The sequence below is a fragment of the Cryobacterium shii genome (assembly GCF_004402595.1).
Taxonomy (GTDB): Bacteria; Actinomycetota; Actinomycetes; order Actinomycetales; family Microbacteriaceae; genus Cryobacterium; species Cryobacterium shii.
The window spans coordinates 52,869-78,533 of record NZ_SOFY01000009.1; the positions used below are offsets into that span (position 1 = coordinate 52,869).

The following is a 25,665-nucleotide window of genomic DNA, read 5'->3' on the forward strand; positions in this document are numbered from 1 at the left end:
GCGCATTTCCTGCCGGATGACCTCAGCCCGCTGGCGACCGGAGCAGCCACGATGGCCGTCGGTGGGGGACTGCTCTGGCTGCTGTCGGTGCGCGGCGCCCGAGCCGTCCTGAGAGACAGGTCCGTGCGCCGGTGGGCGGGGCCGGCGTCGCCGCCATCGTCGTCTACCCGCTCGCTTTCTACAGTTCGATGCACCTGGCCGGGGTGGCCGTCGGAACGGTCGTGTCCCTCGGATCCGCTCCGGTGTTCGCTGCCGGGATCGAGTTCCTGGCCGAACGTCGTCGGGTCACTCCGCGTTGGGGCCTGTGCACGTTGGCCGCCCTGGCCGGGACAGGCCTGTTGGTGCTCGGCGGCAGCATCGGAGCCGCCGAGGTCTCGGGCGCCCCGGTCGGCGCGTTGCTGGGTGTGCTGGCCGGGTTCAGCTATGCCCTGTACACCCACGCGTCGCACCAGCTGATCGGGGCGGGACACAGCCCGCGGGCCACGATGGGTGCGCTGTTCGGCGTGACCGCGGTCTGCCTCGTCCCCGTGCTGCTGGTGACCGGAGCGCCGCTGCTCCAGAGCGCGGGCAGCGCGGGGATTGCCGCGTATCTGGCCATCGGGCCGATGTGTGCCGCGTACCTGCTTTTCGGCCACGGCCTGCGTTCGGTCCGGGGCAGCCTCGCCACCAGCATCACGCTGCTCGAACCGCTCGTCGCCACTGTGCTCGCTGTCCTCGTCGTGGGTGAACGGCTGACCCCGCCCGCCTGGGCCGGCCTCTGCCTGCTGCTGGTGGCGGTGACGGCCCTGGTCAGCCTCGACAACCGGGAAAGAATGAGCATTTCTCGCTAGAATCGGGTCATGGCCGAGCGGGACGGGGCTGCACGGGGCGAGGGACGACGGCCCCGACGCCCCTGGTGGCCCCGGCGACGACCTCGCCGGGGCGGTTCGATCTGCCCCCGGCACCGGATCCCCGGACATCGCCGGGCGCGACGTCGACCGGGAGCTTCCGGAGGACGCGGACGACGTGGTCAGCGGCGTCCCCGGCCCGATCCCGAGTCCGCGGGTGGCGGAGAGGGAGTCGGTGATCCCTGATGCGGGCCTCCGGGCACCCCCCCGGTGCGCCGCATCGAACACAGCGGCACGGAGCCGGTTCCGGTGACGAACCGGGTCGGGCACCCCACACGGATGTTCCGCCTCTGGTTCGCCGTGACGGCATCCGTGGTCAGCGTGGCGCTGGGGGCCCGGCTGATTGCGCTCGGACTCAATGTCCTCGAAGCGGCGGTGTCCGCTCTTCTCGGAATCGCCCTGTCGTTCATCCCGGTAGGCCTCGGCACCCTGGCCGGCAAGCGGACCGGGCAACCGGCGATGGTCCTGTCCCGGGCCACGTTCGGCCTGGTCGGGAACGTGGTGCCCACCGCTCTGGTCGTCCTGATGAGAGTCGTGTAGGGGGCGCTGCTCGCGGCCGCGGCCGGGCAGGCGATCGGCACGGTTGCGGCGGCGGCAGGGCGCGACGCACCCGGGTACGGCACCGTCCCGGCTCTGGTCGGCGCAGTCGCCGTCACCGTGGCCGCGGCCGCTGTCGCCGTTTTCGGTTACGGGTTGCGCTACCTCGTCCACGGTCCTGCTCGCCCTGGCGATGATCATGACCGCCGGGCTGATCGATCCCGGACCCGCCCTGGCCGACTCGACCGGGATCGGACTCGGCGCGCTCACCGGCACGATCCTCGTCTTCGCCTATTTCGGGCTGGCCTGGGCGACCAGCAGCGCAGATCTGGCCCGGTACCAGAGAGAGGACTCGCCCGGTCGGACCTCGATGCTGTGGGCGAACCTCGGGCTGGGCCTGCCGGCCCTGGTCCTGATCTGTTTCGGGGCGGTGCTGGCCGCATCGCACCCCGCACAGGCCGCCGCTTTCGCGATCGATCCGGTCGGCAGTCTGGCCCGAATCCTCCCGGGTTGGACCGGGATCCCCCTGCTACTCGTCGGCACGCTCACCCTGCTGTCGGCGATCAACCTCAATCTGTACTCGGGCGGTCTCGCCGTCACCGCCGCGGACAGCAGGATCACCCGGCCCGTCGGCGTGCTGCTCGCCGCGCTGGGAACAGCGATACTCGTCGTGCTGATCCTCGTCAGCCGAACGGGCCTGGCCGACGCCTCCCTGGCCCTGCCGGTGACGCTGGCCGTGCCCGTCGCGGCCTGGACCGGCCTGTTCTGCGCGGAGGTGGTGATTCGGCGGAGCCCGCTCGACACCAGGAGCCTGCTTCATCGCGGCGGTCGCTATGCGGACTGGCGCTGGGTCAACGTGGGTGCTCTCGCCGTGATCACGGTCGTCGGCTACGGACTGATCGAGTCCGGCCCGGGATGGCTGGCCTGGCAGGGCTTCCTCCTCGCCTGGGCCGGCATCGATCCTCACGGCGGCCTGGCGGCGACCGCGCTCGGCGTGCTCGTCGCACTCGTGCTGGGCCTGATCACACCGCCGGTCCTGGGCATTCCGGCGATCCGGCGGCAGGAAGCCGCGCCGTCCGGTCACCGGTAAGCTGACGGGGTGCCATTCTCGCTCGCCGATGTAACCCTGATCGTCCATGAATTGTGGCCGTTGTCCGGGGCCGAAGACTGGGATGCCCCCGGTCTGGTCAGCGGCGACCCGACACACTCGGTCACCTCGATCCACCTCGCCGTCGACGCGGTCTCCGCAACCGTCGACGAGGCCGTCGAACGGGGTGCTGACCTGCTGCTCGTGCACCACCCGCTGCTGCTGCGCGGGGTGACGTCGGTCGCGGAGGACCGGTACAAGGGTGCGCTGCTCGGCCGCCTGATCCGGGCCGATTGCGCCCTCCTGGCGGCGCACACGAATGCGGACGTGGTCGTGGACGGCGTATCGGACATCCTGGCTTCCCGCCTCGGCCTCCTGGACACGCGTCCGATCACGGCGGGAGTCGCTCCCGGCACCGGCATCGGGCGGGTGGGCCGGTTGCCGGAACGCACGTCGCTGGACCGGCTGGCCCGGCGACTGGCCGATCTGCTGCCGGCGACCGTGTCCGGCGTCCGGGTCTCGGGGGAGCGCGACGCCGTCGTGGAGACCGTGGCGCTGTGCGGAGGTGCGGGAGACTCACTCCTCGCGCATCCGTCCGTGGTCGCGGCGGATGTGTACATCACCGCCGACCTCTGGCACCACCCGGCCTCCGAGGCCCGCGAGCAGGCCGTGCACTCCGGCGGCACGCCGGCGTTGATCGACGTGTCGCACTGGGCCAGCGAGTCGCTCTGGCTCGAACCCGCCGCCGAGCAGCTCCGGGCGGCGCTCCCCGGAATCACGGTCACCTGCAGTGATCTGCGCACAGATCCGTGGGACTTCGTCATCGTGCAGTAACCTGCCGATGGATGCGGTTCCACCCCCACGCCCGCTCAAGCTCAATACTCGTAAAGGTCAGGACATCGTGAAGGCATCTCCAGTTGAACAGAAGGAGCTTCTCCGGCTTCAGGCCCTCGACATCAGGCTCCAGCAGGTCGAGCACCAGACGAAGGCCCTGCCGGAGCTTGCACGGCTCCGGGAACTCGGCGCGCAGGCCGACACGATCCGGATGACTCTGAGCACCCGCTCGGGCGAGGTCGAAGACGTCCGGCTCGAACTGAACCGGATCGAGTCCGATGTCGACGTGGTCGAGAAGCGCATAGCCAGGGACGCCGACCGGGTGCAGCACACGTCTTCGGTGAAAGACGTCCAGGCACTGGAGACCGAGCTCGCCGCGCTCCGTAAGCGGCTTCTGGCGCTCGAGGAGATCGAGATCGCGGTCATGGAACGCCTCGAAGAGCGTGAGGGCGCCGCTGCCGCAGTCGAGGCCGAGCGCGATGCCATCCTGGGCCGGATGCGCGACGCCGAAGTGGCGCGGGACCTCAGCCTTGCTGACCTGAACCGGCAGCTCGGCGAGCTGCGTCGCGACCGGGCAGCCATCGCCGGCGGCGTCACCGAATACCTCGCCGCGCTCTACCAGAAGCGCTTCGTGGCCGGGCGCGGGAACGCCGCGGCCCTGCTCCGGGCCCGCACCTGCAGCGGGTGCACGATGACGCTGACCGGCAGCGACCTGGATGCCGTGCGGTCCGCACCGGCCGACGACGTGCTCTTCTGCCCGGACTGCGGCGCGATTCTGGTGCGCACGGAGGAATCGGGTATCTAGGTGGAGTGAGGCTCCGCCCGCGGCCTGTATTCTGGACAGTGGAATGGGTCGGCAAGACGGTCGCGTCATCCGCTTCCCTTCGGGGGTGCGGGTGCCGAGGAACGTCCGGGCTCCACAGAGCAGGATGGTGGGTAACACCCACCCGGGGCAACCCGCGAGACAGTGCCACAGAAAGTAGACCGCCGCCGGCCTCGGCCGGAGGTAAGGGTGAAACGGTGGTGTAAGAGACCACCAGAGGCCAGGGTGACCTGGTCGGCTAGGTAAACCTCGTCCGGAGCAAGGTCAGACAGGAAACGCCAAGGCGGCTCGCCGAGTTTCCGGGTAGACCGCTGGAGGGCTGCGGCAACGTAGTCCCGAGATAGATGGCCGTCCAAGGTGCTTCGCGCACCGGGACAGAACCCGGCGTAACAGCCGGCCCATTCCTTCACTCACGACGGTTCGCGACGGTCAGGTGGCCATTGGTCCGTCCGGACCGGGCGGTTCTCCGCCGCGGCCGCGACCGCCTCCTCGACTCGTCTGGCACGCGTCGCCGGCCGTTTGGCGCTGGCAACCCAGTACAAGATCTGCTTGCGCGTCGGCGGAGCAAGAGCAGCGAGCGAGCTGCTGGCCTCCTCATTCGCGGCAAGTGCCTGTGCGAGGTCGGGCGGTACGATGAGCGCCTCCACCTCGTATAGGAGGGTCCACGACCCGTCTGCCTGCGCGGCCTCAACGGCTGCACGGCCGGCCGGGGCGACCCGTCCCTGCGCCACCAGGCGGCCCCACCGTTCCCTGTTGCTGGGCGCCCAGGCGCTTCCCCGCTTGCGGGGCGTCATTAGCTGTTTGTACCGGTCGCCACCGAGGCGATTGACCACACTGTCAATCCAGCCGAAGCACAGGGCCTCTTCCACCGCAGCCTCGTAGGAGAGCTCGGTGACGGAGTTTCCCTTCTTCCCGATGGCCAGCCACACGCCGCGGCTCTCTGCATGGTGGGTCTGGAGCCAGGCCCGCCATTCCTGGCGGTCGGCCGGCTCAAGGACCGGGAGGTCAGTGAGTGGCGGCGCCATGTGGACGGGTCAGTTCAGGTTCTTGACGGCGAGGGCAGCTGCCCCCAGGATTCCGGCATTGTTGCGGTGGACGGCCGGGATGATCGGGGTCTTCAGCTTCAGAAGCGGCAGGAAGTCCTGATGGTGCTTGGACACGCCGCCGCCGACGATGAACAGGTCGGGGGAGAACAGGGCCTCCAGGGTCGAGTAGTACTTCTGCAGGCGGGAGGCCCACTTATCCCAGCTCAGGTGTTCGCGCTCCTTGGCAGAGAATGCCGCGCGCGTCTCGTGGTCGACGCCGTCGATCTGGAGGTGACCGAGCTCGGTGTTCGGCACGAGCACGCCGTCGTTGATCAGGGCCGTTCCGATCCCGGTGCCGAGGGTGGTCATCAGGACCACTCCCCGCACGCCCTTGGCCGCGCCGAACTCGGATTCCGCGTACCCCGCGGCATCGGCGTCGTTGACGAAGTGGATCGGCTGCCCCAGGCTCTTCTGGAACAGCTTCTCGGCGGCGAGGCCGATCCACTTGTCCGAGACATTGGCGGCGGACATGGTGTGCCCGTTCTTCACGATGGCGGGGAAGCAGATCCCGACCGGCAGTGCGGAGGCGCCCGCCACGGAGGAGACCGTGGCGAGGAGGGCGCGCGTGGACTCGACGATGTCCACCGGGCGTCCCCCCTTGGGGGTGGGGAGTTTCACCCGATCGGACAGAAATTGACCGGTGACCAGGTCGACCACCGCTCCCTTGATTCCGGTGCCGCCAATATCAATGCCGATGGCCGTGGTTGAACTCATAGTCAAAACCTACCGTTTACGGGAGGGTGAGAATTTCGGCGCCGTGCTCGGTCACGACGAGGGTGTGTTCGAACTGGGCCGTGATGCTCTTGTCTTTCGTCGTCACGGTCCAGTCGTCGGCCCACATGTCCCAGTCGGATCCGCCGAGGGTGAGCATCGGTTCGATCGTGAAGACCATGCCGACCTCCATCACGGTGTCGTAAACGGGGGCGGAGTCGTAGTGCGGGATGATCAGCCCGGAGTGGAAGGACTCTCCGACCCCGTGGCCGGTGAAGTCGCGCACCACGCCATAGTTGAAACGCTTCGCATAGGACTCGATCGTGCGACCGATGACGTTGACCTGCCTGCCCGGTGCGACGGCCTTGATGCCCCGGGCGAGGGCCTCCCGGGTACGCTCGACCAGCAGCCTCACCTCGTCGCCGGCCTCGCCGACGATGAACGTGACGTTCGTGTCGCCGTGCACCCCGTTCTTGAAGGCAGTGATGTCGATGTTTACGATGTCCCCGTTCTCGAGAACGGTGTCGTCGGGGATGCCATGGCAGATCACCTCGTTCACCGAACTGCACAGCGACTTGGGGTAGCCGCGGTAGCCCAGGGTCGACGGGTAGGCGTCGTGTTGGATGATGAAGTCGTGGCCGATCCGGTCGAGTTCGTCCGTCGTGACGCCCGGGCGGACGGCCCGTCCCACGGCTTCGATCGCCTGCGCCGCGATCCGGCCCGATTCGCGGATCAGCTCGATCTTGTCCGGAGAGTACACGTCCGATCCGGTGAACGGCGCCGGCATCTCACGGCCGACGTACTCCGGTCGTGGGATGTGGCGCGGAACGGGGCGGAACGGGGAGACCGTTCCCGGCAACAGGTGACCGGCAGAATCCTTAGGCATAGGATCAGCTTATGTCCGAAGACACTGAACACCAGTTCTGGTACAACATGCGCACGGGAGCGGTCGAGGAGGGTATGCAGTCCACCTCCAAGGAGCGCGTCGGGCCGTTCGCAACACGTGACGAGGCCGCTCACGCGCTGGAGAAACTGCGCGCGAACAGCGCCAAATGGGCCGAGGAAGAAGCGGCAAACGACCGCTAGGACCGCTGACCGGCCCTACTCGTAGCTGTGCTCGGGGCCGGGATAGGCGCCGGAGTCGACGTCTTCCTTGAACTGGTGCACAGCATCCGTCAGCACGCTGCGCATGTTCGCGTACTGGCGCACGAACCGGGGCACGCGGCCCTCGGTAAGGCCCGCGAAATCAGTCCAGACCATCAATTGTCCGTCGACGTCCGGGCCCGCGCCGACCCCGATGGTGGGGATCTCGAGCCGGGCGGTCACCAGTGCGGCCACCGTAGCCGGCACCATTTCGAGCACAACGGCGAAGGCGCCGGCATCCTGCACCGCGAGAGCGTCCTCGATCAGCTGGTCGGCGGCCGCGCCCCGCCCCTGAATGATGTGGCCGCCCAGCCCGTGCTCGCTCTGCGGGGTGAAGCCGATGTGACCCATCACGGGAATCCCCGACGTCACGATGCGTTTGATCTGCTTGCGACTGCGCACGCCGCCCTCGAGCTTGACCGCATGGGCCTGCGCCTCTTTCATGAAGCGCACGGCCGTGTGCAGAGCCTCGGATTGGCCGGTCTCATACGATCCGAATGGCATGTCGGCGATGACGAGGGCTCGGGTGACCGCCCGCGAGACGGCCCGGGTGAGGGGGATCAGCTCGTCGACGGTGACGGGCAGGGTGCTCTCGTAGCCGAACACGTTGTTGCCGGCCGAGTCCCCGACGAGCAGGAAGTCGATCCCGGCCTGGTCGAAGATCTGGGCGGTGAGCATGTCATAGCTGGTCAGCCCGGTGATCGGGATGCCCTGCTGTTTGGCATTGTGAAAATGGCGGGTGCGCACCCGCTTGGGCCCGGGCGGCACGGGCGCGAACGGGTTCAGCTCGCGGGCGGCGGCGGGCACTTCGGGAACGGTCGACTCTGGCATGGGTCCAGTGTAGTCAGGGTGTAATCCGCCGACTGGCGCCCAGTTTCGCCCGAGTTTCGGCGCCAGCCAGTAGCCTAGGTAACAACAAGAAAGGGCGTGAATGGACAAGCAGCGCGACTTCGTTCTCCGGACCATCGAGGAGCGGGGCATCAAGTTCATCCGACTCTGGTTCACGGACGTTGTCGGCACACTCAAATCGGTGGCCATCGCGCCTGCCGAGGTGGAGGGTGCCTTCGCTGAGGGCCTCGGTTTTGACGGCTCCGCCATCGAAGGCCTCACCCGCTCGTTCGAGGCGGACGTGCTCGCTCATCCCGACCCCACCACCTTCCAGATCCTGCCCTGGCGTGGTGAGATCGATCCCACCGCCCGCATGTTCTGCGACATCATGACTCCCGACGGTCAGCCGGCGGTCGCCGACCCGCGAAACGTGCTCAAGCGGACCCTGGCGAAGGCCGCCGATCGCGGATTCACCTTCTACACGCATCCCGAGATCGAGTTCTACCTGCTCAAGTCGTCGAAGTACGGCAAGAACGGACCGGTCCCGGTGGATTCGGCCGGCTACTTCGACAACGTCCCCGGCGGCACAGCCCACGACTTCCGTCGCCGGTCGGTGCGGATGCTCGAAGACCTCGGCATCTCGGTGGAGTTCAGCCACCACGAGGCGGGTCCCGGTCAGAACGAGATCGACCTGCGCTACGCGGATGCCCTCACGACGGCCGACAACATCATGACCTTCCGCACCGTGATCAAGGAAGTCGCCATCGAGCAGGGCGTGTACGCCACGTTCATGCCCAAGCCCATGTCGGAGCACCCCGGATCGGGTATGCACACGCACCTGTCCCTGTTCGAGGGCGACACCAACGCGTTCTACGAGGCCGGTGCGCAGTACCAGCTCTCCAAGACCGGCCGTCAGTTCATTGCCGGACTGCTCAAGCACGCCCCGGAGATCACCGCGGTGACGAACCAGTTCGTCAATTCCTACAAACGGCTGTGGGGCGGCGACGAAGCTCCCAGTTTCGTCTGCTGGGGGCACAACAACCGTTCCGCCCTGATCAGGGTTCCGTTGTACAAGCCCAACAAGGGCCAGAGCGCCCGCGTCGAGTACCGCGCCATCGACTCGGCCGCGAACCCGTACCTGGCGTATTCGCTGATGCTGGCCGCCGGCCTCAAGGGTATCGAGGAGGGCTACGAGTTGCCTCCCGAGGCCGAGGACAACGTCTGGGGGCTCAGCGACACCGAGCGTCGCGCGCTGGGTTATCGTCAATTGCCCGCCAGCCTTGACCACGCGATCCAGTTCATGGAGGAGTCCGAGCTCGTCGCCGAAACGCTCGGAGAGCACGTCTTCAACTACGTGTTGCTCAACAAGCGCCAGGAGTGGAAGGAATACCGCTCCCAGGTGACCCCGTTCGAGCTCGACAAGAACCTCGAGATGCTCTAGCCGCCCCGGGAACGGAACTCATGGCGCGGGAAATACTCACTCTCACCGAGCTTGCTCGGGTGGGTTTCGTCGAGCTGAGCGAGGTGCGCCTGCGGCTCATGGAGGTAGGCGAACTGGGCGGTCCGGAGCCGACAGTGCTGCTGCCCCTTCTGACCAGGACAGCGAACCCGGACGCCGCCCTCGGTTCCCTGGTCGAGCTCCTGCGCCAGTCGCCGGACGAGTCGCATGCCATCCTCGGCCACGCCGACTCGGCGTTGAGGCTGGTGCGCGTCCTCGGGGCCTCGAGCGGCCTGGCTGAGTTCTTCCTGCGACGCCCGGAGGAGCTCGCGGTCCTCGCCAGGCCCCTGGCGAGGTTGCCGGGTGCGTCCGAACTGACCGCCGACCTGCTGGACTCCGTCGGCAGCCATGATGGCTTCGCCACCCTCGTCGACGACGACGGGTGGGTGGCGCTGCGGGTTCGCTACCGCCGCCGGCTGGCCGAGTTGGCCGCCTTCGACCTGGAGCAGGCCGATCCCGTCGCGGGGCTCGACGGGATCGCACGCACCCTCGCCGACCTCGCGGCTGCCGCCCTGGAAGCGTCCCTGGCCGTCGCGCGCAGCATGTCCAGCGGTCTCGCCCCCGCCCGCGGCGTGTTCCCGGCGGACGAGGTTCGGGCCACCCGGCTGGCCATCATCGGCATGGGCAAGGCCGGAGCCGGCGAACTGAACTACGTGAGCGATGTGGACGTGATCTTCGTCGCTGAGGGTGACCCCGAGGCGGGGCTGGAGTCGCCGCGGGCCGTCGACATCGCCACCCGGCTCGCCATCCTCGTGATGCGGGGCCTGAACCAGCCGTCGCTCGAGCCCGAACTCTGGGAGGTAGACCCGAACCTCCGTCCGGAAGGAAAATCCGGAGCACTCGTCCGCTCCCTCGAGTCTCACCTGGCGTACTACGACCGGTGGGCCAAGAGCTGGGAATTCCAGGCGCTGCTCAAGGCTCGCCCGCTGGCGGGCGATCTCGGCCTCGGCGGCCGTTACGTCGAGGCGGTGGCCCCGAAGGTGTGGACCAGCGCCAGCCGGGAGAACTTCGTCGATTCCGTGCAGCGGATGCGTGAACGGGTGACAAAGAACATCCCGGACGACGAAGTTGCCGTGCAACTCAAGCTCGGCCCCGGAGGACTGCGCGATATTGAGTTCACCGTGCAGTTGCTGCAGCTGGTGCACGGGCAGACCGACCCGGACGTGCGTCAGGCCGGAACCCTCCCCGCTCTGACGGCGCTGGTGGACAGCGGCTACGTGGGACGGGCTGAGGCGGCCGAGTTCGCGCAGGACTACCGGATCCTGCGCCTGATGGAACATCGGCTGCAGCTGGAGAAGTTGCGCCGCACCCATCTCGTGCCCCGCGATGAGGCGAGTCTGCGCGTGCTGGCCCGGGCCACGGGTCTCGCACCGAACGCCGCACAGCTCACCGACCGGTGGGCCCAGGTCAAGCATCGAGTCCGGGGACTGCACGAACGACTGTTCTACCGCCCATTGCTCTCCGCCGTGGCCGCGCTCCCGGCCGACGGTCTCAACCTGACCAGTGCGCAGGCTGAAGCCCGGCTGGCGGCCATCGGCTTCCGCAACACCGCGGGCGCCCTGGCCCACATCGCCGCTCTCACCGGCGGTGTGTCCCGCCGGGCGGCGATCCAGCGGCATCTGCTGCCCGTTCTGCTGCAGTGGTTCTCGGAGGGCGCCGACCCGGATTACGGTCTGCTGGCCTTCCGCCGCTTGAGCGACAGCCTCGGCACGACCTACTGGTTCCTGCGTATGCTGCGCGACTCGTCCGGGGCGGCCGAACGCCTGACCCGGGTGTTGTCCTCGTCACGGTTCGTCGGGGAGCTGCTCGAGACGATCCCCGAGTCGGTGGCCTGGCTGGAGGACGAAGACGACCTGCGCCCCCGTAGTGTGGCGACCCTCCACGAGGAGGCGCGCGCCGTGCTGGCCCGGCATGAGAGCCCCGATGCCGCCGCGTCCATCCTGCGCACGGCCCGGCGCCGGGAGATGTTGCGACTGGCTTCCTCGGCCGTCCTGGGCCAGATCAGTATCGAGGCCCTCGCGACCGGACTCACCGACGTGACCGCCACCATCATCCAGGGGGTTCTCGCCGCCATCCGGGGCACGCCCCTGGGGGGCGCGCCGGAGGGGTCGGCCGCTGACGGGATCGAATTCGCCGTGATCGGGATGGGACGATTCGGCGGGGCCGAACTGGGCTTCGGATCGGACGCCGACGTGATGTACGTCTTCCGGCCCGGGACCCTGACCGGCGAGGCCGCGCACGACCGGGCGAAGTTCATCGTGCGCGAATTGGCCCGGCTGACCGACGACAACCGGCTGCCCCTCGATCTCGACCTCGGGCTGCGCCCGGAGGGCAAGAACGGCTCCGTGGCCCGCTCCCTCGAATCCTACGAGGCGTACTACCGCCGTTGGTCGCTCACCTGGGAGGCGCAGGCTCTGCTCCGGGGCAGGGGAGTGGCGGGCGATTCGCGGCTGCTCGCCGACTTCGAGACGGTGGCCGACTCGGTCCGGTATCCCGCCGCGATCAGCGAACAGGCTGTCCGGGAAGTCAAGCGAATCAAGGCGCGGGTGGAGAGCGAGAGGCTGCCCCAGGGGGCGGACCCCAACCGGCACCTGAAACTCGGACGCGGCTCACTGAGCGACGTGGAGTGGTTCGTGCAGCTGCTGCAGCTGCAGCATGCGGCGGCCATCCCGGCGTTGCGCACGACATCGACGCTGGGTGCCCTTCGCGCCGCGGCCGACGCCGACCTGGTCAGCGACGCGGATGCCGAGACATTGACGGTGGCGTGGAAGTTCGCGTCCCGATGCAGGTCCGCCATCACCCTGTGGACCAACAAGACGTCCGATGTGCTGCCGACTGACCGGGCTCAGCTCGAGGGGGTCGCCCGGGTGATGCAGTACCCGCCGGGCTCCGCCAACCAGCTCGAAGAGGAGTATCTGTCCCTGACGCGGCGGGCCCGCGCCGTATTCGAGCGCAGGTTCTACGGGCCCGCGGAGCGGGCCGGCCCCTTCGGCGGCTGAGCGCCGGGCCCGGAACCTGAAAGGACCGCATCCCCGAGGGGGTGCGGTCCTTTCAGGTTGCGGGCGGTTCTGCGTTTTAGACGCCGTAGTAGAGCTCGAACTCGAACGGGTGCGGGCGCTGGGCGAGCGGCTTGATTTCCATCTCCCGCTTGTAGCCGATCCAGGTTTCAATCAGTTCGGGAGTGAACACGTTTCCGGCGAGCAGGAAGTCGTGGTCGTTCTCGAGGGCCACGAGGGCCTCTTCGAGGGAAGCGGGAACCTGCGGGATGTTCTTCGCTTCTTCGGGCGGCAGCTCGTAGAGGTCCTTGTCGACCGGCTCGTGCGGTTCGATCCGGTTCTTGATCCCGTCCAGGCCGGCCATCAGCTGGGCGGCGAAGGCGAGGTACGGGTTGCCCGAGGCATCCGGAGCGCGGAATTCGATGCGCTTGGCCTTCGGGTTGGTGCCGGTGATCGGGATCCGGATCGACGCGGAGCGGTTTCCGGCCGAGTAGACCAGGTTGACCGGAGCTTCGAAGCCCGGGACCAGGCGGTGGTAGGAATTCACGCTCGGGTTCGTGAAGGCGAGCACTGCCGGGGCGTGCTTGAGCAGGCCGCCGATGTACCAGCGGGCCACGTCGGACAGCCCGCCGTAGCCGGCCTCGTCGTAGAAGAGCGGCTTGCCGTCGGCCCAGAGGGACTGGTGGGTGTGCATGCCGGATCCGTTGTCGCCGAACAGCGGCTTCGGCATGAAGGTGGCGGTCTTGCCCCACTCGGCCGAGGTGTTCTTGACGATGTACTTGAACTTGAGCAAATCGTCGGCCGCGTGCACCATGGTGTCGAAGCGGTAGTTGATCTCGCCCTGGCCGCCGGTGCCCACCTCGTGGTGGCTGCGCTCGAGGATGAGGCCGGCGTCGATCAGCTTGAGGCAGATGTCGTCGCGGAGGTCGGCGTGCTGGTCGACGGGGCTGACCGGGAAATAGCCGCCCTTGAACGGCGTCTTGTTGGCGAGGTTTCCGCCCACTTCTTTCTTGCCCGAGTTCCAGGCGCCTTCACTGGAGTCGACGGAGTAGAAGCTGGAGTGCTGGTTCACTTCGTAACGCACGTCGTCGAAGATGTAGAACTCGGCTTCGGGAGCGAAGAAGGCGGTGTCGGCGATGCCGGTCGAGGCGAGGTACTTCTCGGCTTTCTTGGCGACCTGGCGGGGGTCCTTGGAGTAGATCTCACCGTTGCGCGGGTTGTAGATGTCGAACAGCATGATGAGCGTGCGCTCGGTGCGGAACGCGTCGATGTAGGCGGTGGTGACGTCGGGGATCAGCTGCATGTCGGATTCGTGGATCGACGCGAAACCGCGGATCGAGGAACCATCGAACATCTGGCCGACCGTGAAGAACTCCTCATCGACGGTCGACGCGGGGATGTTGAAGTGCTGCTGCACACCCGGCAAATCGGTGAAACGAATGTCAAGGAACTTGACGTCGGTATCCTTGATGAATTTGAGCACTTCTGACGAATCGCGGAACATGCGGTTTTACTCCAAACGACGTGGGCGTTGATCTCTGAACAGTTGATCTCTGAAAAAGTCGCGCACTGCGGCTCAATTGAGGCTAGTGGGATGGGATTACCCGGCAGTGACGCTTATGTTTCACACATGTTACAGCCGAGGCTGGTCGGTAGACTCATCGCGTGTCTGCAGCCTCCTCGAAATCGATCCCTTTCGGACAGCTTCCTCCCAGCAAATGGCCGGGGGAGCGCCTGGGCTTGCCCGACCAGGGCAGCCAGTCGGTCGGCCGGGTGGGACGAAGGATCGCAGCCCTCGCGATCGACCAGGTCCTGGCCATGGCCGCCGCGTTCGCGCTCTTCGACTACACGTTCCTGGACTACAACGGATTCGTCGTCACCGGAGTCTTCGTGGCCTTGCAGATCGTATTCATCCCGACCCTCGGCGGAAGCATCGGACACCGTCTCGTGGGGCTCCGGGTGGTTTCGCTGCGCGGAGGCTGGGTCGGGCTCTGGCGCCCGGTCGTTCGTGCCGTGCTGCTCGGCCTCGCCTTTCCTGCGCTGGTCTGGGACTCCGACCAACGCGGGTTTCACGACAAGGTGGCAGGCACCGTACTGATTCGCAGCTAGTTTCCGCGCTGCGGACGCGCCTTCATCGGGTCGACACCCTTGGGGATCGGCAGCTTCTTCGTCATCGAAGTGAGGCGGTTGTTCACGGCGAGGACTTCGGCCTTGGTCAGGGTCGGCTTGATTTTGGTCAGGCGACGGGCGAGCTTGTGCAGCGGCACGGCGTCGGCGTCAGGTCCAACCGAGATCACGGTGACGGCGATGCTGCCGCCCAGTCGCGTGACCATGCGGCGTTCTTCTTCGAGCATCCGGGCCGTGCGGGTGCGCGGTCCTTCGCTGATCAGGACGACTCCACCACGCCCGACGGCCCGGTAGACGGCATCCTGGGTCTTCCCGTTGACGGCGACGGGCATCTCGCTGCCCACCCAGCCGCGCTTCAGCGAGGAGCGCAGGACAGCGCCGACCGCGCCGGGCTGACCCTCGATCTGCGAGTACGCCGCCTTCTCGGCCCGGCGTCCCAGGATGATGAGCATTGCCAGGACTCCGGCCAGGATCCCCGCGATCACCCAGAGGATGATCGTCAGCACGTTGCCGGGCGACAGGAGGAATCCCAGGACGAGGCTGATCGCGACCGGGATCACGAACGAGGCGATCATGAGGAGCACGATTTTCGAGTCGTACCGTCGCGTCATCTGGAACACCTGCCACATTTGCTTCAAGCGGCCAGGCTGTTTGGGGGGTTTGGGAGTCTTGTCCTTGCTGCGTGCCATGGGTCAAGACTACCGAGTCACTCGCTCGGATCGTGACCGTTTCCAGGTCATGAGACGGCCTGCGCGAAGCCCAGGGACGCATCCGCCAGCTGACGAAGCTGCGGGGGGACTTCGCGCCCGGTCGCCACCATCGACTGGGCCCAGAGCCGTCCGGCGCGGTAGGAGGATCGGACCAGGGGGCCGGACAGAACTCCGAGAAAGCCGATGGCCTCCGCCTCCTGTTTCAGCTCAACGAATTCCTCCGGCTTCACCCAGCGCGCCACGGGGAGGTGGCGGGAAGTCGGCCGCAGGTACTGCGTGATCGTGACGATGTCTGTGCCTGCATCGTGCAGGTCCTGTAGTGCCTGGCTGATCTCCTGACGTTCCTCGCCCATGCCGAGGATGAGGTTGGATTTGGTGATCAGACCGGCGTTCCGGCCCTGGCTGAGAACGTCGAGCGACCGGTCGTAGCGGAAGGCCGGGCGGATGCGCTTGAAGATCCGGGGGACCGTTTCCACGTTGTGCCCGAAGACTTCGGGCCGGGCGGAGAAGACCTCACCGAGGAATTCGGGGTTCCCCGAGAAATCCGGGACGAGGATTTCCACCCCCGTGCCCGGGCTTTGGGCATGGATCTTCCGGATGGTCTCGGCGTAGAGCCAGGAGCCCTCGTCGGCAAGGTCGTCCCGGGCGACGCCGGTGACGGTCGCGTACCGGAGGTTCATCTTGACGACGGATTCCGCCACCCGGCGAGGCTCGTCGGTGTCGTAGTCCGCGGGTTTTCCGGTGTCGATCTGGCAGAAGTCGCAGCGCCGCGTGCACTGCGATCCGCCGATCAGGAACGTGGCCTCACGGTCTTCCCAGCACTCGAAGATGTTCGGGCAGCCCGCCTCCTGGCAGACGGTGTGCAGGTTCTCGCCTTTGACCAGGTCCTGGAGTTTGCGGTACTCGGGTCCCATCTTGGCGACCGTCTTGATCCAGGCGGGCTTGCGCTCGATCGGCGTTTCCATGTTACGGATCTCGAGGCGGAGCATCTTCCGCCCCTCAGGTGCCGCGGTCATGATGCCGCCGCCAGCTCCGCCTGGAACCGGGCAGTGAGGGGGGCGACCAGTTGCGAGGTCGACACCTCGCGGCCGAGGACTCGTGACATGGTGGTGATGCCGGCATCTTTGATGCCGCAGGCGATGATGCGGCTGTACGGCTCGAGCGAGTTGCTGCAGTTGAGGGCGAAGCCGTGCATGGTCACTCCTTCCGCGACTCGGATTCCGATGGCTGCGATCTTGTCTTCCTGCCCATCGGGGCCGACCCAGACGCCGGACCGTCCCGCCACCCGGCGGCCGTCGACGCCGAAGTCGGAGAGGACGTCGATCAGAATTCCCTCGAGTCGGCGCACGTAGCCGACGACGTCGACCGGCTCCGCAAGACGCATGATCGGATAGCCCACGAGTTGCCCGGGGCCGTGCCAGGTGATCTTCCCGCCGCGGTCAGCATCGATGACGGGGGTTCCGTTCGTGGGCCGTTCCTCCGGAGCGGTGCGTTTGCCGGCGGTGTACACGGAGGGATGTTCGAGGAAGATGACGGTGTCCGGCCTCACCCCGGAGACGACGGAACGATGGACTGCGCGTTGGAGCTCTAGGCCCTCAACATACGGCACGGAGTTGGCGCTTAGCCCCGCGACGACAAAGTCGAGCATGCGACCAGTCTAGGCCAGCTTGTCCTCCCCACACCGGCCGGGACCTGGTTGCGCTCCGGGGTCCGCCCGGTGCGCCGCCGGTGCCCGTTCGGGTGCAGCATTCGGCCATGACGAGCCATGAGGAACCGATTCGGGCGAACCCCCTGACCGCCGCCGGCAGCCGCCCAGACTCGAGCGACCGCCTCACCCTGATCGCCGGTTACCGGGTGCTCCGTCGCCTTGCCTCCAGCGAGCGAGCTGACATCTACGCCGGCGTTGCCCCCTCCTGGGCGGCTTCGGGGGAGCCGCCGGAGGGCGAGATGGCCGCCCCGACCAGGACTGTCGCGTTGAAAGTCTTTCGGCCGGAAGCGGACGACGCGTCGATCGAACGGGAGATCCGAGCCCTGACCGAGACCAGCCCGGGGCGCCTCGCGGGGCTCCTGGACGTGGCGACTCTCCCGGGCGGCCGAATGTGCCTCGTACTCGAATTACTGACCGGCGGCAGCCTCGGCCGTCACCTCGCCGACGGGCGCTGGGTGGAGCCGGGAGAGGCGGTCACGATCCTGGCTCCCGTCGTGGTCGCGCTGGCGGAGCTCCAGGCGATCGGCCTCGTGCATCTCGGGCTGACCCCGGCCGTGATCCTCTTCGACTCCCGCGGTCGCCCCGTGCTGGCGGGACTCGGCGGGCTTCGGGCGTTTCCGGAACCGGGTCCTGCCCGTAGAGCGCTGACCGAGGATGCCGCGGGCTGTCTCTCCCACCTGGTGCGAATCGTGCTGGACCGGGTGGGCCCTGACCCGGAGCAGACCCATGCTGCGCGGGAACTGGCCGAATGGTTCGCCGCCGCAGCTCCGCGGGTTCCGGGCGCGACCAGGCTGGCTGACCTGGAGCGGCGCCTCTTCGCGTGGAGCGACGCCGGACCGGTGTGTCTGGGGTCAGGGGCGGAACCCGGCCACGACCCGGACAGCGCGGTCACCGTCCTGCGCCTTCGAAGCGTCGCTCCGGTCACGGGGGCGTCGCCCGCCACGGCCGGTGGCGGTGGAACCGACCGGTCTTCGAGCGCGGGCTGGGGCGGTCCGTGGTTCGCCGGGCCCGTATCAGCGGTGCGGGCGGCAGCCGGCGTCGTTCTGGCGGTCCTGGGCAGGGGCGCCGGCCGTGACAACGGCGCAGGCGTCCGGCTCTGGGCCTGGCTGCGGCCCGCGCTTCGCGCCCGGCGGGGCCCGGCACTCGCCGGGGTGGTCGTCGCGGTTCTCGTGGCCGGAGTCGCCGTTTCCGGTCTCCGGCCCGCCACGGGTGCCCGTCCGGGCGAGTCGGCCCCGGGGCCCCCGGTCGTGCCCGCTGCGAGTGTGCCGGCTTCGGCGGCCGCTCTGACGCCCTCGGACCGGGTCGCGGTGAACGGAGACGACCCGGTGACCGCCGTCCAGGCGCTGCTGGGGCTGCGCGACCGGTGTCTCTCTGCGGCATCCGTTGCGTGCCTGGACGGCGCCGAACAGGCCCAGTCTTCGGCGCTGGCCGCCGACTCTCACACGGTTCACCTTGCGCAGCAGGGAGGGGCCGCGGCCGCGGCGATCGGTTTGGCATCGTGGACGCCAGTGCTCGCCTACCGAACCGGAGACGTCGCGCTGGTGACGCTGACAGCAACCGACGCACAACGAAAGCCGGCCTCGGTCCTTGTGGTCAAGGGCGAGGCCGGCTGGCGGATCAGGGAGATCTTCGACGACTAGTCAGAACCGTCGATGGGGACTAGATCCCGAGGTTGGCTTCGAAGGCTCCCGCTTCGAGACGCTGCTTCATGGTGACGAGGAAGCGTGACGCGTCAGCGCCGTCGATGATGCGGTGATCGTAGGACAGGGCCAGGAACACGGTGGAGCGGATCGCGATGGCGTCGAGCCCGTCGGTGGTGACGACGAGCGGCTTCTTGTAGACGACGCCGGTGCCCAGGATGGCGCTCTGCGGCAGGAAGACCACCGGAGTGTCGAAGAGGGCGCCGCGCGAACCGGTGTTGGTCAGGGTGAACGTACCGCCCGAGAGTTCGTCCGGCTTCAGCTTGTTGTCGCGGGTGCGCTGCGCCAGGTCGGCGATCTGGGCGGCGAATCCGGCGAGGTCCAGTTCGCCGGCGTTCCGAACGACCGGGGTAAGCAGGCCGCGCTCGGTGTCGACGGCGATGCTGATGTTCTCCTGGCTCGGGTACACAATCGTGTCGCCGTCGATCGTGGCGTTGATGATCGGGTTGGCCTGCAGCGCCTCGGCAGCAGCGAGAGCGAAGAACGGCAGGAAGGACAGCTTGTTGCCGGTCTTGGCGTGGAACTCGCCCTTGACCTTGTCCCGCAGAATCGCCACGCGGGTGACGTCGACCTCGACGACGGTGGTCAGCTGTGCCGACGACTGCATGGAGATGACGGCGCGCTCGGCGACGACCTTCCGCAGGCGGGACATCGGCTGCGTCGTGCCGCGCAGGGCGGATACTTCGACGGCCGGTGCGGCAGCGGGGACGGCGCCCGTGGTGGCACTGGCCTGAGCCAGAACGATGTCTTCCTTGCGGATGCGGCCGCCGACACCGGTGCCCTGAACGCTGGAGAGGTCGACGCCGGCCTCGTTCGCGAGCTTGCGGACGATGGGGGTGACGTAACCGGACGTTCCCGCGTGGGATCCGCGGGACGTGACGGGCTCAGCTGCCGGCGCGGCCGTCGGCGGAGCGGCAGGGGCCGCTGCCGGGGCGGCGACGGGCGACGGCGCGAACACGGGGGTCGGTGCGAACACCGGCGCTGCTGCGGGCGCTGGTACTGCTGCGGGTGCCGGTGCTTCCACGGGGGCTGGCGCTTCCACGGGTGCAGATGCTTCCACCGGTGCCGGGGCTTCGACCGGAGCAGGCTCTGCCGCGGGAGCCGGTTCTTCGACCAGGGCCGGCGCTTCGGCGACGGGGACCGCGGCAGGAGCAGCGGCGGCTGAGCCGTCTCCGATGGTGACCAGGGGCGTTCCGACCTCGACGGTCTCGTCTTCCTGGACCAGGATCGCTTCGATCACTCCGGCGATGGGGGACGGAATTTCCGTGTCCACCTTGTCGGTCGAAACTTCCAGCAGCGGCTCGTCGACTTCGACGCGGTCTCCCACGCTCTTCAGCCAGCGGGTGACCGTACCCTCTGTGACACTCTCACCGAGTGCCGGGAGGTTAACGGATTCGCTCATGCGATTGTCTCCTTCAAAGCCATTTGTCTGTAATTAGAGTTTGAGAGTCTGAATGCCGAGATTCGGCTGCTACGCGTGCAGTGGCTTGCCGGCCAGGGCCAGGAAGGCCTCGCCGAGTGCCTCGTTCTGGGTGGGGTGCGCGTGCAGGAACGGGGCGATGTCCTCCGGGTAAGCCTCCCAGTTCACTACCAGCTGACCCTCGCCGATGAGTTCGCCGACCCGGGCGCCGATCATGTGGACACCGATGATGGGGCCGTCCTTGGCCCGGACGAGCTTGATCGAACCGGCAGTGCCCAGAATCGAGCTCTTGCCGTTTCCACCCAGGTTGTACTCAACGGTGGAGATCTGGTCGGCGCCGAACTTCTCGGCCGCCTTGGCTTCCGAGTAGCCGATGGATGCAATCTCGGGGTCGCAGTAGGTGACCTTCGGGATGTTCAGGTCGTCGACGACGATCGGATTCAGTCCGGCGATTTCTTCCGCGACGAAGATGCCCTGCTGGAATCCACGGTGCGCGAGCTGCAGTCCGGGGACGATGTCGCCCACGGCGAAGACACCCGGGATGTTGGTTGCGAGGCGCTCATCGGTGAGGACGAAGCCACGATCCATGGCAACGCCGACCTCTTCGAAGCCGAGTCCGGCAGTCGCCGCGCCACGTCCGACGGCGACGAGGAGGATCTCCGCTTCGATGACGGTCCCGTTTTCCAGGGTGATGACGACGCCGTTCTCGTGCTGGGTGACGCTCTGGAACCGGACCCCGAGGGAGTACTCGATGCCGCGCTTGCGGAACGCGCGCTCCAACTGCTTGGAGATGGACTCTTCCTCGTTGGGAACCAGGTGGGGCAGCGCCTCGATGACCGTGACGTCCGCTCCGAAGGACTTCCACACACTGGCGAATTCGACGCCGATGACCCCGCCGCCGAGAATGGCGACCTTCTGGGGAACGAAGTCGAGTTCGAGCGCCTGCTCGCTGGTCATGACGCGGCCGCCGATGGCGAGTCCCGGCAGAGAGCGCGAGTAGGAGCCCGTTGCCAGGATGACGTTCTTGCCCACGATGGTGTCTGCGCCGACCTGCACGGTGTTCGGTGAGACCAGGCGGCCCTCGCCCTCGATCATGGTGATGCCGCGCGACTTGATCAGTCCCTGCAGCCCCTTGTACTTGGACGCCACGATGCCTTTGCGGAACGCGTTCACCGCGGGCATGTCGATGCCCTCGAACTGCGTCTTGACGCCGTATTTGGCGGCCTCGCGGCTGACGTCGGCCACCTCGGCCGAGTGCAGCAGCGCCTTCGTCGGGATGCAACCGACGTGCAGGCAGGTGCCCCCAAGCTTGTCCTTTTCGATCAGACCAACCGTGAGGCCCAGCTGAACGGCGCGCAATGCAGCCGCGTAACCGCCGCTTCCGCCGCCGAGAACGACAAGGTCAAAATTCTGTTCCGACACCCAGATACTCCCTTATGCATCACAACCCGATCCGCCCGACGCGAGATGACGCATCCGGGCAGGCGAAGAGTGGGCGAGCTTTCTCGCCCACTCGACTGTACTACGGGCGCGAAAAGTCCTCGGCCAGGCGCAGCAGTGTCCTGACCGAGATTCCGGTCGGGCCGGCATTCGTGAAGCCCCACGCGCTGCCGGTGTTGTGTGCCGGTCCCGCGATGTCCAGGTGCGCCCACGGGATCGTCTCCGCGGATTCGCCCACTCCGCGGGTGCCGATGAATTCCTGGAGGAAGACTCCGGCCAGGAGCATTCCGCCGTGGCTGCTGCCGATCTTGGCGTTGGCGATGTCTGCGACGTCGGAATTCAGAGTGGCGCGCAGCTCCTCGGGGAGCGGCATCGGCCATATCAGTTCGCCGACCGACTTGCCGGCGGCGAGCACGCGCTCGACGAGCGCGTCCTGCCCCATGGCGGCGTAGTACCGCGTGCCGAGGGCGACGAGGGCGGCGCCGGTCAGGGTCGCGACGTCCACGATCGCGTCCGGGCCTTCTTCTCCGGCCGCGACGAGGCCGTCGGCGAGGACCAGGCGGCCCTCGGCATCCGTGTTCAGTACCTCGACCGTGCGTCCACCGCGGATGCGCAGAACGTCGTTGGGGCGAATGGCCGACCCGGAAGGCATGTTCTCGGCGATGCAGAGCCAGGCGGTGATGCGCAGGCCCAGGCCGAGCCGGGCCGCAGCCAGAGTCACGGCGAGCACTGTGGCCGCGCCCGTCATGTCGTACTTCATGCCCACCATCGACGCCGGCGGCTTCAGGGAGAGTCCGCCGGTGTCGAACGTGATGCCCTTGCCGACGAGCGCCAGGTGCTGCGTGGCGCCTTCCGGTGAGTAGCTGACCTTGACGAGCCGGGGCGGTCGGGTTGATCCCTGGCCGACGCCGGCGATCCCGCCGAAACCGTCGGCGGCCAGTTGTTCCTCGTCCCACACGCGCACGGTGACCGGGAGGCCCGTTGCCGCCTCGACCGCGAGGCGAGCGAGCGAGTCCGGATACAGGTCTGACGGGGGCATGTTGACCAGGTCCTTGACCAGGCCGACGGCCTCGGTGATCGCGTCCACGCGGTCGACCGCGCCGTCCGCGCCGACGCCGGTGTGCACCGTGATCTCCTGAGCCGGCAGCTTCGTGGCCGCCAGCGAATTCTGACGGTAGGCGGTGAACGAATACGAACCGAGCGCTGCGCCCTCGAGTACAGCCTCGGCCCCCTCCGCCGTCAGGGTCGGGAAGGCGAATGCGACGGAGGCAACGCCGGTGAGCTGGCGAACCGCGGATCCCGCGGCATGGCGCAGGGCGTCCGCGGTGGCTTCCGTGCCGATGCCGACAATGGCGATGCTGCGGGCTTTGCCGATCGATGCAGGCAGGCGGACAACCTGGTCGCGGGCGCCGGTGATGTCGAGGCTGGAAAGAATCTCCGCGAGGCCGGCGAAGGCCGGGTCGGCGTAGAGCGTTGCGGTGTCGCCCGATTGGAGCGCCCCGACGATGAGGACGTCGGCATCCGACTCGATGGCGGGTGCTGGGGACAGGGTAAGACGGGGAGCAGTCATCTTCCGATGGTACGCGGATCGTCCGCCGCGGCCGTGTTCGCTCTGGGCATCACGGCCCGAGCGTCGATTCCTCCCCGCCTCCGTTTCTGACGTTTAGAGTTAACGACATGCGTGATCCTGGTGACCTCTACGAGCTGACCGCGGACGCCGAGAACGTCCCGGAGGGGCTCCACCTCGTCGCGGGTCTGACGGGGTTCGCGGATGCCGGGGGAGCGGTGTCCCAGTTCACGGAGTACCTGCTCGGAACGCTAGAGCACACCGTCATCGCCACCTTCCACCCTGACCTCCTTCTGGACTACCGGGCCCGCCGCCCGATCATCTACTTCGATCAGGACCACCTCACCGGCTACCAGCCGCCGGCTCTCCGGCTCTACCTGGCCCGCGACGAGATCGGCCAGCCCTTCCTGCTCCTTGCCGGGTACGAACCCGACTTCCGCTGGGACCAGTTCACCGCCGCGGTACTTAAGCTGGTGCGTCGATTCACGGTGGCCTCGACCACCTGGGTGCACGCCATCCCGATGCCCGTGCCGCACACGCGTCCGATCGGAGTCACGGTCAGCGGCAACCGCTCCGACCTGATCGAGAGCATGTCGGTGTGGCGCCCGCACACGCAGGTCCCCGCGAACGCCCTGCACCTGGTCGAGTTCCGGCTCCAGGAAAGTGGCACGACCGTCGTCGGTTTCGTTCTCCTGGTGCCCCACTATCTCGCGGACACCGAGTTCCCCGCGGCCGCACTGTCCGCACTCGAGAGCACGAGCGCGTCGACGGGTTTGATCTTCCCGACCGATCAGGTGCGCGAGCAGAATCGCGATTTCGTGGCCCGGATCGACGAGCAGGTTCACGACAACCCCGAGCTGGCCAAGCTGGTCGGCACACTCGAAGAACGCTATGACGCTTATATGGAGGGCAGCACGCTGCGTTCGCCCCTGACGGACGAGTCCGGCGAGCTCCCGAGCGCCGACGAAATCGCGGCGGAATTGGAGAATTTCCTCGCTACCCGCCGCGGCAGGGACGACGGCACACTCGCCTGACCCGACGGCGTAGGCTTCTGTCCGTCGGAGCTCGAGGAGGCCGGACCGTGCGGGAGCAGCCCCGAGCGCGGGTAAGTTAGGGGCAATGAACTCGCGTCGGTCTTGGTTGGTCTTCTCCGTCGGATCGTTCGCCTATCTCTCAGCTGTCCTCCAGCGATCGTCTCTCGGGATTGCCGGCGTCGCGGCGACCGACCGTTTCGGCGGTTCGGCTGCGCTCCTGTCCAGCCTCGCCGTGGTCCAGCTCGTGGTCTACGCGGCCGCCCAGATTCCGGTGGGTGTCCTGATCGACCGCTACGGGCCGCGGGTGCTCGTGCTGACGGGGACCTCTCTGATGGCCGCCGGACAGGTCACGCTCGCGCTCGCCCCGAGCATCTCGATCGCCGTGGTCGGCCGCATCCTTGTCGGCGCTGGGGACGCCATGATCTTCATCTCCATGATCCGGCTGATCTCATCCTGGTTCACCGGTCGCAGCGTTCCGCAGCTTTCCCAGTGGCTGGGAAACATCGGTCAGCTCGGACAGGTGCTCTCGGCAGTCCCGCTCGCCTGGGTGCTGCACACCTGGGGGTGGACACCCGCATTCCTCTCGGCCGCTTCCGTCGCTCTGGTTGCCCTGGTCGTCGGCATCGTGGTGATTCGGGACCAGCCGGCCGGCACGTCCGACCGGTTGAGGCCCACCAGCCTCGGTGAGGCACTGGCCCAGCTCAAACACAGCTTCAAGCGGCCGGGAACCCAACTGGGTTTCTGGTCGCACTACGTCACCCAGTCCGCCGGCACGGTCTTCACACTGCTCTGGGGCTTCCCATTCATGGTCTACGGGCTCGGTTACGACCCGTCCCTCGCCGCCGCGATGCTGATGGTCCTGGTCGGTACGGGAATGGTGTTCGGTCCGGTCCTCGGAATCCTCACGGCGCGGTACCCGCTGCGCCGTAGCAACATCGTGCTCGGCATCGTCACGGTCATGGCGGTTGCCTGGGCTGCCGTGCTGCTTTGGCCGGGGCAGCCGCCATTCTGGCTGATCGTGCTGTTGCTGGTGGCCCTGGGCGTCGGAGGGCCGGGTTCGCTGATCGGCTTCGACTTCGCCCGGACCTTCAATCCCCAGCGCAGCCACGGCTCGGCGAACGGGGTGGTCAACGTGGGCGGGTTCACGGCCAGCTTCGTCATGGTCTACCTGGTCGGGCTGCTGCTGGACCTTCAGGACTCCTGGCGCGTTTCCGGGGGAGCGGCGAGTGATCTCTACTCACTCGATTCCTTCCGTCTCGCTTTTTCCGTGCAGTTTCTGGTCGTGGGGATCGGGGTTGTCTTCCTCCTGCGGACCAGGACACGCACCCGTAGCCAGCTGTCGCGCGAAGAGGGGATCGAGGTGGCTCCGCTCTGGGTTGGACTGGCTCGTGCATGGCGCCGACGACGGCGACCTGAATAGGCGCGGCTGGCTTGCCGCATACACAAAGCATGCAATAATTGTCAATAGGGCCCTTTCTGGTCCGGGGAACAGCGACATGAGTGTCAATGTGAATCTCCCGGGACTTGACA

23 protein-coding genes and 1 other RNA gene are annotated in these 25,665 nt (G+C 67.5%); 13 read left to right on the forward strand and 11 right to left on the reverse strand.

Going from position 1 to position 25,665, the window contains the following annotated elements:
• The first annotated feature begins 131 nt into the window (after window positions 1-131).
• The 6 genes from E3O49_RS16740 to rnpB all read left to right on the forward strand — a co-directional run bounded on the left by E3O49_RS16740 (window position 132) and on the right by rnpB (window position 4,573).
• Window positions 132-830 carry a DMT family transporter gene (locus tag E3O49_RS16740; protein ID WP_174776161.1) on the forward strand — a complete coding sequence of 233 codons (699 nt, stop codon included), beginning with the start codon at window positions 132-134 and terminating at the stop codon, window positions 828-830.
• Between the two features lie 267 nt (window positions 831-1,097).
• Complete coding sequence (locus E3O49_RS01200; protein WP_160140997.1) at window positions 1,098-1,427, forward strand: cytosine permease; 330 nt, start codon at window positions 1,098-1,100, stop codon at window positions 1,425-1,427.
• A 196-nt stretch (window positions 1,428-1,623) separates the two neighbouring features.
• Window positions 1,624-2,514, forward strand: coding sequence for a cytosine permease (locus E3O49_RS01205; RefSeq protein WP_134364902.1), 891 nt, complete (start codon window positions 1,624-1,626; stop codon window positions 2,512-2,514).
• Between the two features lie 9 nt (window positions 2,515-2,523).
• Window positions 2,524-3,345, forward strand: a complete 822-nt coding sequence (locus E3O49_RS01210; RefSeq protein ID WP_134450872.1) for a Nif3-like dinuclear metal center hexameric protein — start codon at window positions 2,524-2,526, stop codon at window positions 3,343-3,345.
• Between the two features lie 67 nt (window positions 3,346-3,412).
• The gene (locus E3O49_RS01215; protein ID WP_134364900.1) at window positions 3,413-4,150 is read left to right on the forward strand and encodes a zinc ribbon domain-containing protein; all 738 of its coding nucleotides are present in this window, start codon (window positions 3,413-3,415) and stop codon (window positions 4,148-4,150) included.
• A gap of 44 nt (window positions 4,151-4,194) precedes the next feature.
• An RNA gene (rnpB, locus tag E3O49_RS01220) (RNase P RNA component class A) lies at window positions 4,195-4,573 on the forward strand.
• A 5-nt stretch (window positions 4,574-4,578) separates the two neighbouring features.
• Here rnpB and E3O49_RS01225 read toward each other — a convergent pair.
• From E3O49_RS01225 to map, 3 genes are read right to left on the reverse strand one after another with little or no spacing between them, the layout of a single operon-like run.
• On the reverse strand, window positions 4,579-5,193 hold the full coding sequence (locus E3O49_RS01225; protein ID WP_134450874.1) for a YdeI/OmpD-associated family protein: 615 nt from the start codon (window positions 5,191-5,193) through the stop codon (window positions 4,579-4,581).
• Between the two features lie 9 nt (window positions 5,194-5,202).
• On the reverse strand, window positions 5,203-5,967 hold the full coding sequence (ppgK, locus tag E3O49_RS01230; RefSeq protein ID WP_134402741.1) for a polyphosphate--glucose phosphotransferase: 765 nt from the start codon (window positions 5,965-5,967) through the stop codon (window positions 5,203-5,205).
• Between the two features lie 16 nt (window positions 5,968-5,983).
• Window positions 5,984-6,850, reverse strand: a complete 867-nt coding sequence (gene map, locus E3O49_RS01235; RefSeq protein WP_134364897.1) for a type I methionyl aminopeptidase — start codon at window positions 6,848-6,850, stop codon at window positions 5,984-5,986.
• An 11-nt stretch (window positions 6,851-6,861) separates the two neighbouring features.
• On the opposite strand from map, the gene E3O49_RS01240 reads away from it, so the two are divergent.
• Window positions 6,862-7,050 (forward strand): SPOR domain-containing protein, encoded by a 189-nt coding sequence (locus E3O49_RS01240; RefSeq protein WP_134364896.1) that lies wholly within the window; start codon window positions 6,862-6,864, stop codon window positions 7,048-7,050.
• 15 nt (window positions 7,051-7,065) lie between these two features.
• Here E3O49_RS01240 and panB read toward each other — a convergent pair whose 3' ends face one another.
• The gene (panB, locus tag E3O49_RS01245; RefSeq protein WP_134364895.1) at window positions 7,066-7,938 is read right to left on the reverse strand and encodes a 3-methyl-2-oxobutanoate hydroxymethyltransferase; all 873 of its coding nucleotides are present in this window, start codon (window positions 7,936-7,938) and stop codon (window positions 7,066-7,068) included.
• Window positions 7,939-8,038: 100 nt separating this feature from the next.
• On the opposite strand from panB, the gene E3O49_RS01250 reads away from it, so the two are divergent.
• Complete coding sequence (locus tag E3O49_RS01250; RefSeq protein WP_134364894.1) at window positions 8,039-9,376, forward strand: glutamine synthetase family protein; 1,338 nt, start codon at window positions 8,039-8,041, stop codon at window positions 9,374-9,376.
• Window positions 9,377-9,396: 20 nt separating this feature from the next.
• A complete protein-coding gene (locus tag E3O49_RS01255; protein ID WP_134364893.1) occupies window positions 9,397-12,432 on the forward strand; it encodes a bifunctional [glutamine synthetase] adenylyltransferase/[glutamine synthetase]-adenylyl-L-tyrosine phosphorylase in 3,036 nt (1,011 codons plus the stop codon).
• A gap of 76 nt (window positions 12,433-12,508) precedes the next feature.
• On the opposite strand, the gene glnA is transcribed toward E3O49_RS01255, so the two are convergent.
• A complete protein-coding gene (gene glnA, locus E3O49_RS01260; RefSeq protein WP_134364892.1) occupies window positions 12,509-13,933 on the reverse strand; it encodes a type I glutamate--ammonia ligase in 1,425 nt (474 codons plus the stop codon).
• 161 nt (window positions 13,934-14,094) lie between these two features.
• On the opposite strand from glnA, the gene E3O49_RS01265 reads away from it, so the two are divergent.
• Window positions 14,095-14,538: an RDD family protein gene (locus E3O49_RS01265; protein ID WP_241975902.1), complete on the forward strand. Its 444-nt coding sequence runs from the start codon at window positions 14,095-14,097 to the stop codon at window positions 14,536-14,538.
• On the opposite strand, the gene E3O49_RS01270 is transcribed toward E3O49_RS01265, so the two are convergent.
• From E3O49_RS01270 to lipB, 3 genes are read right to left on the reverse strand one after another with little or no spacing between them, the layout of a single operon-like run.
• Window positions 14,535-15,245 (reverse strand): DUF4191 domain-containing protein, encoded by a 711-nt coding sequence (locus tag E3O49_RS01270; RefSeq protein ID WP_134364891.1) that lies wholly within the window; start codon window positions 15,243-15,245, stop codon window positions 14,535-14,537. The genes E3O49_RS01265 and E3O49_RS01270 overlap by 4 nt on opposite strands.
• A 47-nt stretch (window positions 15,246-15,292) precedes the next feature.
• Window positions 15,293-16,282 (reverse strand): lipoyl synthase, encoded by a 990-nt coding sequence (gene lipA, locus E3O49_RS01275; protein WP_134364890.1) that lies wholly within the window; start codon window positions 16,280-16,282, stop codon window positions 15,293-15,295.
• Window positions 16,279-16,914, reverse strand: coding sequence for a lipoyl(octanoyl) transferase LipB (gene lipB / locus E3O49_RS01280; RefSeq protein WP_134364889.1), 636 nt, complete (start codon window positions 16,912-16,914; stop codon window positions 16,279-16,281). The genes lipA and lipB overlap by 4 nt, the downstream gene beginning before the upstream one ends.
• A gap of 107 nt (window positions 16,915-17,021) precedes the next feature.
• On the opposite strand from lipB, the gene E3O49_RS01285 reads away from it, so the two are divergent.
• A complete protein-coding gene (locus E3O49_RS01285; protein WP_134450875.1) occupies window positions 17,022-18,614 on the forward strand; it encodes a serine/threonine-protein kinase in 1,593 nt (530 codons plus the stop codon).
• A gap of 19 nt (window positions 18,615-18,633) precedes the next feature.
• Here the strand turns inward: E3O49_RS01285 and E3O49_RS01290 are convergent, their stop codons facing one another.
• From E3O49_RS01290 to E3O49_RS01300, 3 genes are all read right to left on the reverse strand, one after another.
• Window positions 18,634-20,076, reverse strand: coding sequence for a 2-oxo acid dehydrogenase subunit E2 (locus E3O49_RS01290; RefSeq protein ID WP_134364887.1), 1,443 nt, complete (start codon window positions 20,074-20,076; stop codon window positions 18,634-18,636).
• A 69-nt stretch (window positions 20,077-20,145) separates the two neighbouring features.
• Entirely contained in the window at window positions 20,146-21,516 is a 1,371-nt protein-coding gene (lpdA, locus tag E3O49_RS01295) for a dihydrolipoyl dehydrogenase (protein WP_134402743.1), read from the reverse strand.
• A gap of 100 nt (window positions 21,517-21,616) precedes the next feature.
• Window positions 21,617-23,104: a leucyl aminopeptidase gene (locus E3O49_RS01300; protein WP_134364885.1), complete on the reverse strand. Its 1,488-nt coding sequence runs from the start codon at window positions 23,102-23,104 to the stop codon at window positions 21,617-21,619.
• A gap of 107 nt (window positions 23,105-23,211) precedes the next feature.
• Between E3O49_RS01300 and E3O49_RS01305 the strand changes: the two genes are divergently transcribed.
• Both E3O49_RS01305 and E3O49_RS01310 read left to right on the forward strand, forming a co-directional pair.
• Window positions 23,212-24,135, forward strand: a complete 924-nt coding sequence (locus E3O49_RS01305; protein WP_134450877.1) for a proteasome assembly chaperone family protein — start codon at window positions 23,212-23,214, stop codon at window positions 24,133-24,135.
• A gap of 85 nt (window positions 24,136-24,220) precedes the next feature.
• Window positions 24,221-25,555, forward strand: a complete 1,335-nt coding sequence (locus tag E3O49_RS01310; protein ID WP_134450879.1) for an MFS transporter — start codon at window positions 24,221-24,223, stop codon at window positions 25,553-25,555.
• Window positions 25,556-25,665 lie beyond the last annotated feature (110 nt).

Bases quoted from the DNA above. Each gene is read 5' to 3' on its own strand.
- E3O49_RS01205 (WP_134364902.1), top strand. From the start codon at position 1,624: ATGACCGCCGGGCTGATCGATCCCGGACCCGCCCTGGCCGACTCGACC.
- E3O49_RS01225 (WP_134450874.1), bottom strand. From the start codon at position 5,193: ATGGCGCCGCCACTCACTGACCTCCCGGTCCTTGAGCCGGCCGACCGC.
- ppgK (WP_134402741.1), bottom strand. From the start codon at position 5,967: ATGAGTTCAACCACGGCCATCGGCATTGATATTGGCGGCACCGGAATC.
- map (WP_134364897.1), bottom strand. From the start codon at position 6,850: ATGCCTAAGGATTCTGCCGGTCACCTGTTGCCGGGAACGGTCTCCCCG.
- E3O49_RS01240 (WP_134364896.1), top strand. From the start codon at position 6,862: ATGTCCGAAGACACTGAACACCAGTTCTGGTACAACATGCGCACGGGA.
- panB (WP_134364895.1), bottom strand. From the start codon at position 7,938: ATGCCAGAGTCGACCGTTCCCGAAGTGCCCGCCGCCGCCCGCGAGCTG.
- E3O49_RS01250 (WP_134364894.1), top strand. From the start codon at position 8,039: ATGGACAAGCAGCGCGACTTCGTTCTCCGGACCATCGAGGAGCGGGGC.
- E3O49_RS01255 (WP_134364893.1), top strand. From the start codon at position 9,397: ATGGCGCGGGAAATACTCACTCTCACCGAGCTTGCTCGGGTGGGTTTC.
- glnA (WP_134364892.1), bottom strand. From the start codon at position 13,933: ATGTTCCGCGATTCGTCAGAAGTGCTCAAATTCATCAAGGATACCGAC.
- E3O49_RS01270 (WP_134364891.1), bottom strand. From the start codon at position 15,245: ATGGCACGCAGCAAGGACAAGACTCCCAAACCCCCCAAACAGCCTGGC.
- lipA (WP_134364890.1), bottom strand. From the start codon at position 16,282: ATGACCGCGGCACCTGAGGGGCGGAAGATGCTCCGCCTCGAGATCCGT.
- lipB (WP_134364889.1), bottom strand. From the start codon at position 16,914: ATGCTCGACTTTGTCGTCGCGGGGCTAAGCGCCAACTCCGTGCCGTAT.
- E3O49_RS01285 (WP_134450875.1), top strand. From the start codon at position 17,022: ATGACGAGCCATGAGGAACCGATTCGGGCGAACCCCCTGACCGCCGCC.
- E3O49_RS01290 (WP_134364887.1), bottom strand. From the start codon at position 20,076: ATGAGCGAATCCGTTAACCTCCCGGCACTCGGTGAGAGTGTCACAGAG.
- E3O49_RS01300 (WP_134364885.1), bottom strand. From the start codon at position 23,104: ATGACTGCTCCCCGTCTTACCCTGTCCCCAGCACCCGCCATCGAGTCG.
- E3O49_RS01305 (WP_134450877.1), top strand. From the start codon at position 23,212: ATGCGTGATCCTGGTGACCTCTACGAGCTGACCGCGGACGCCGAGAAC.
- E3O49_RS01310 (WP_134450879.1), top strand. From the start codon at position 24,221: ATGAACTCGCGTCGGTCTTGGTTGGTCTTCTCCGTCGGATCGTTCGCC.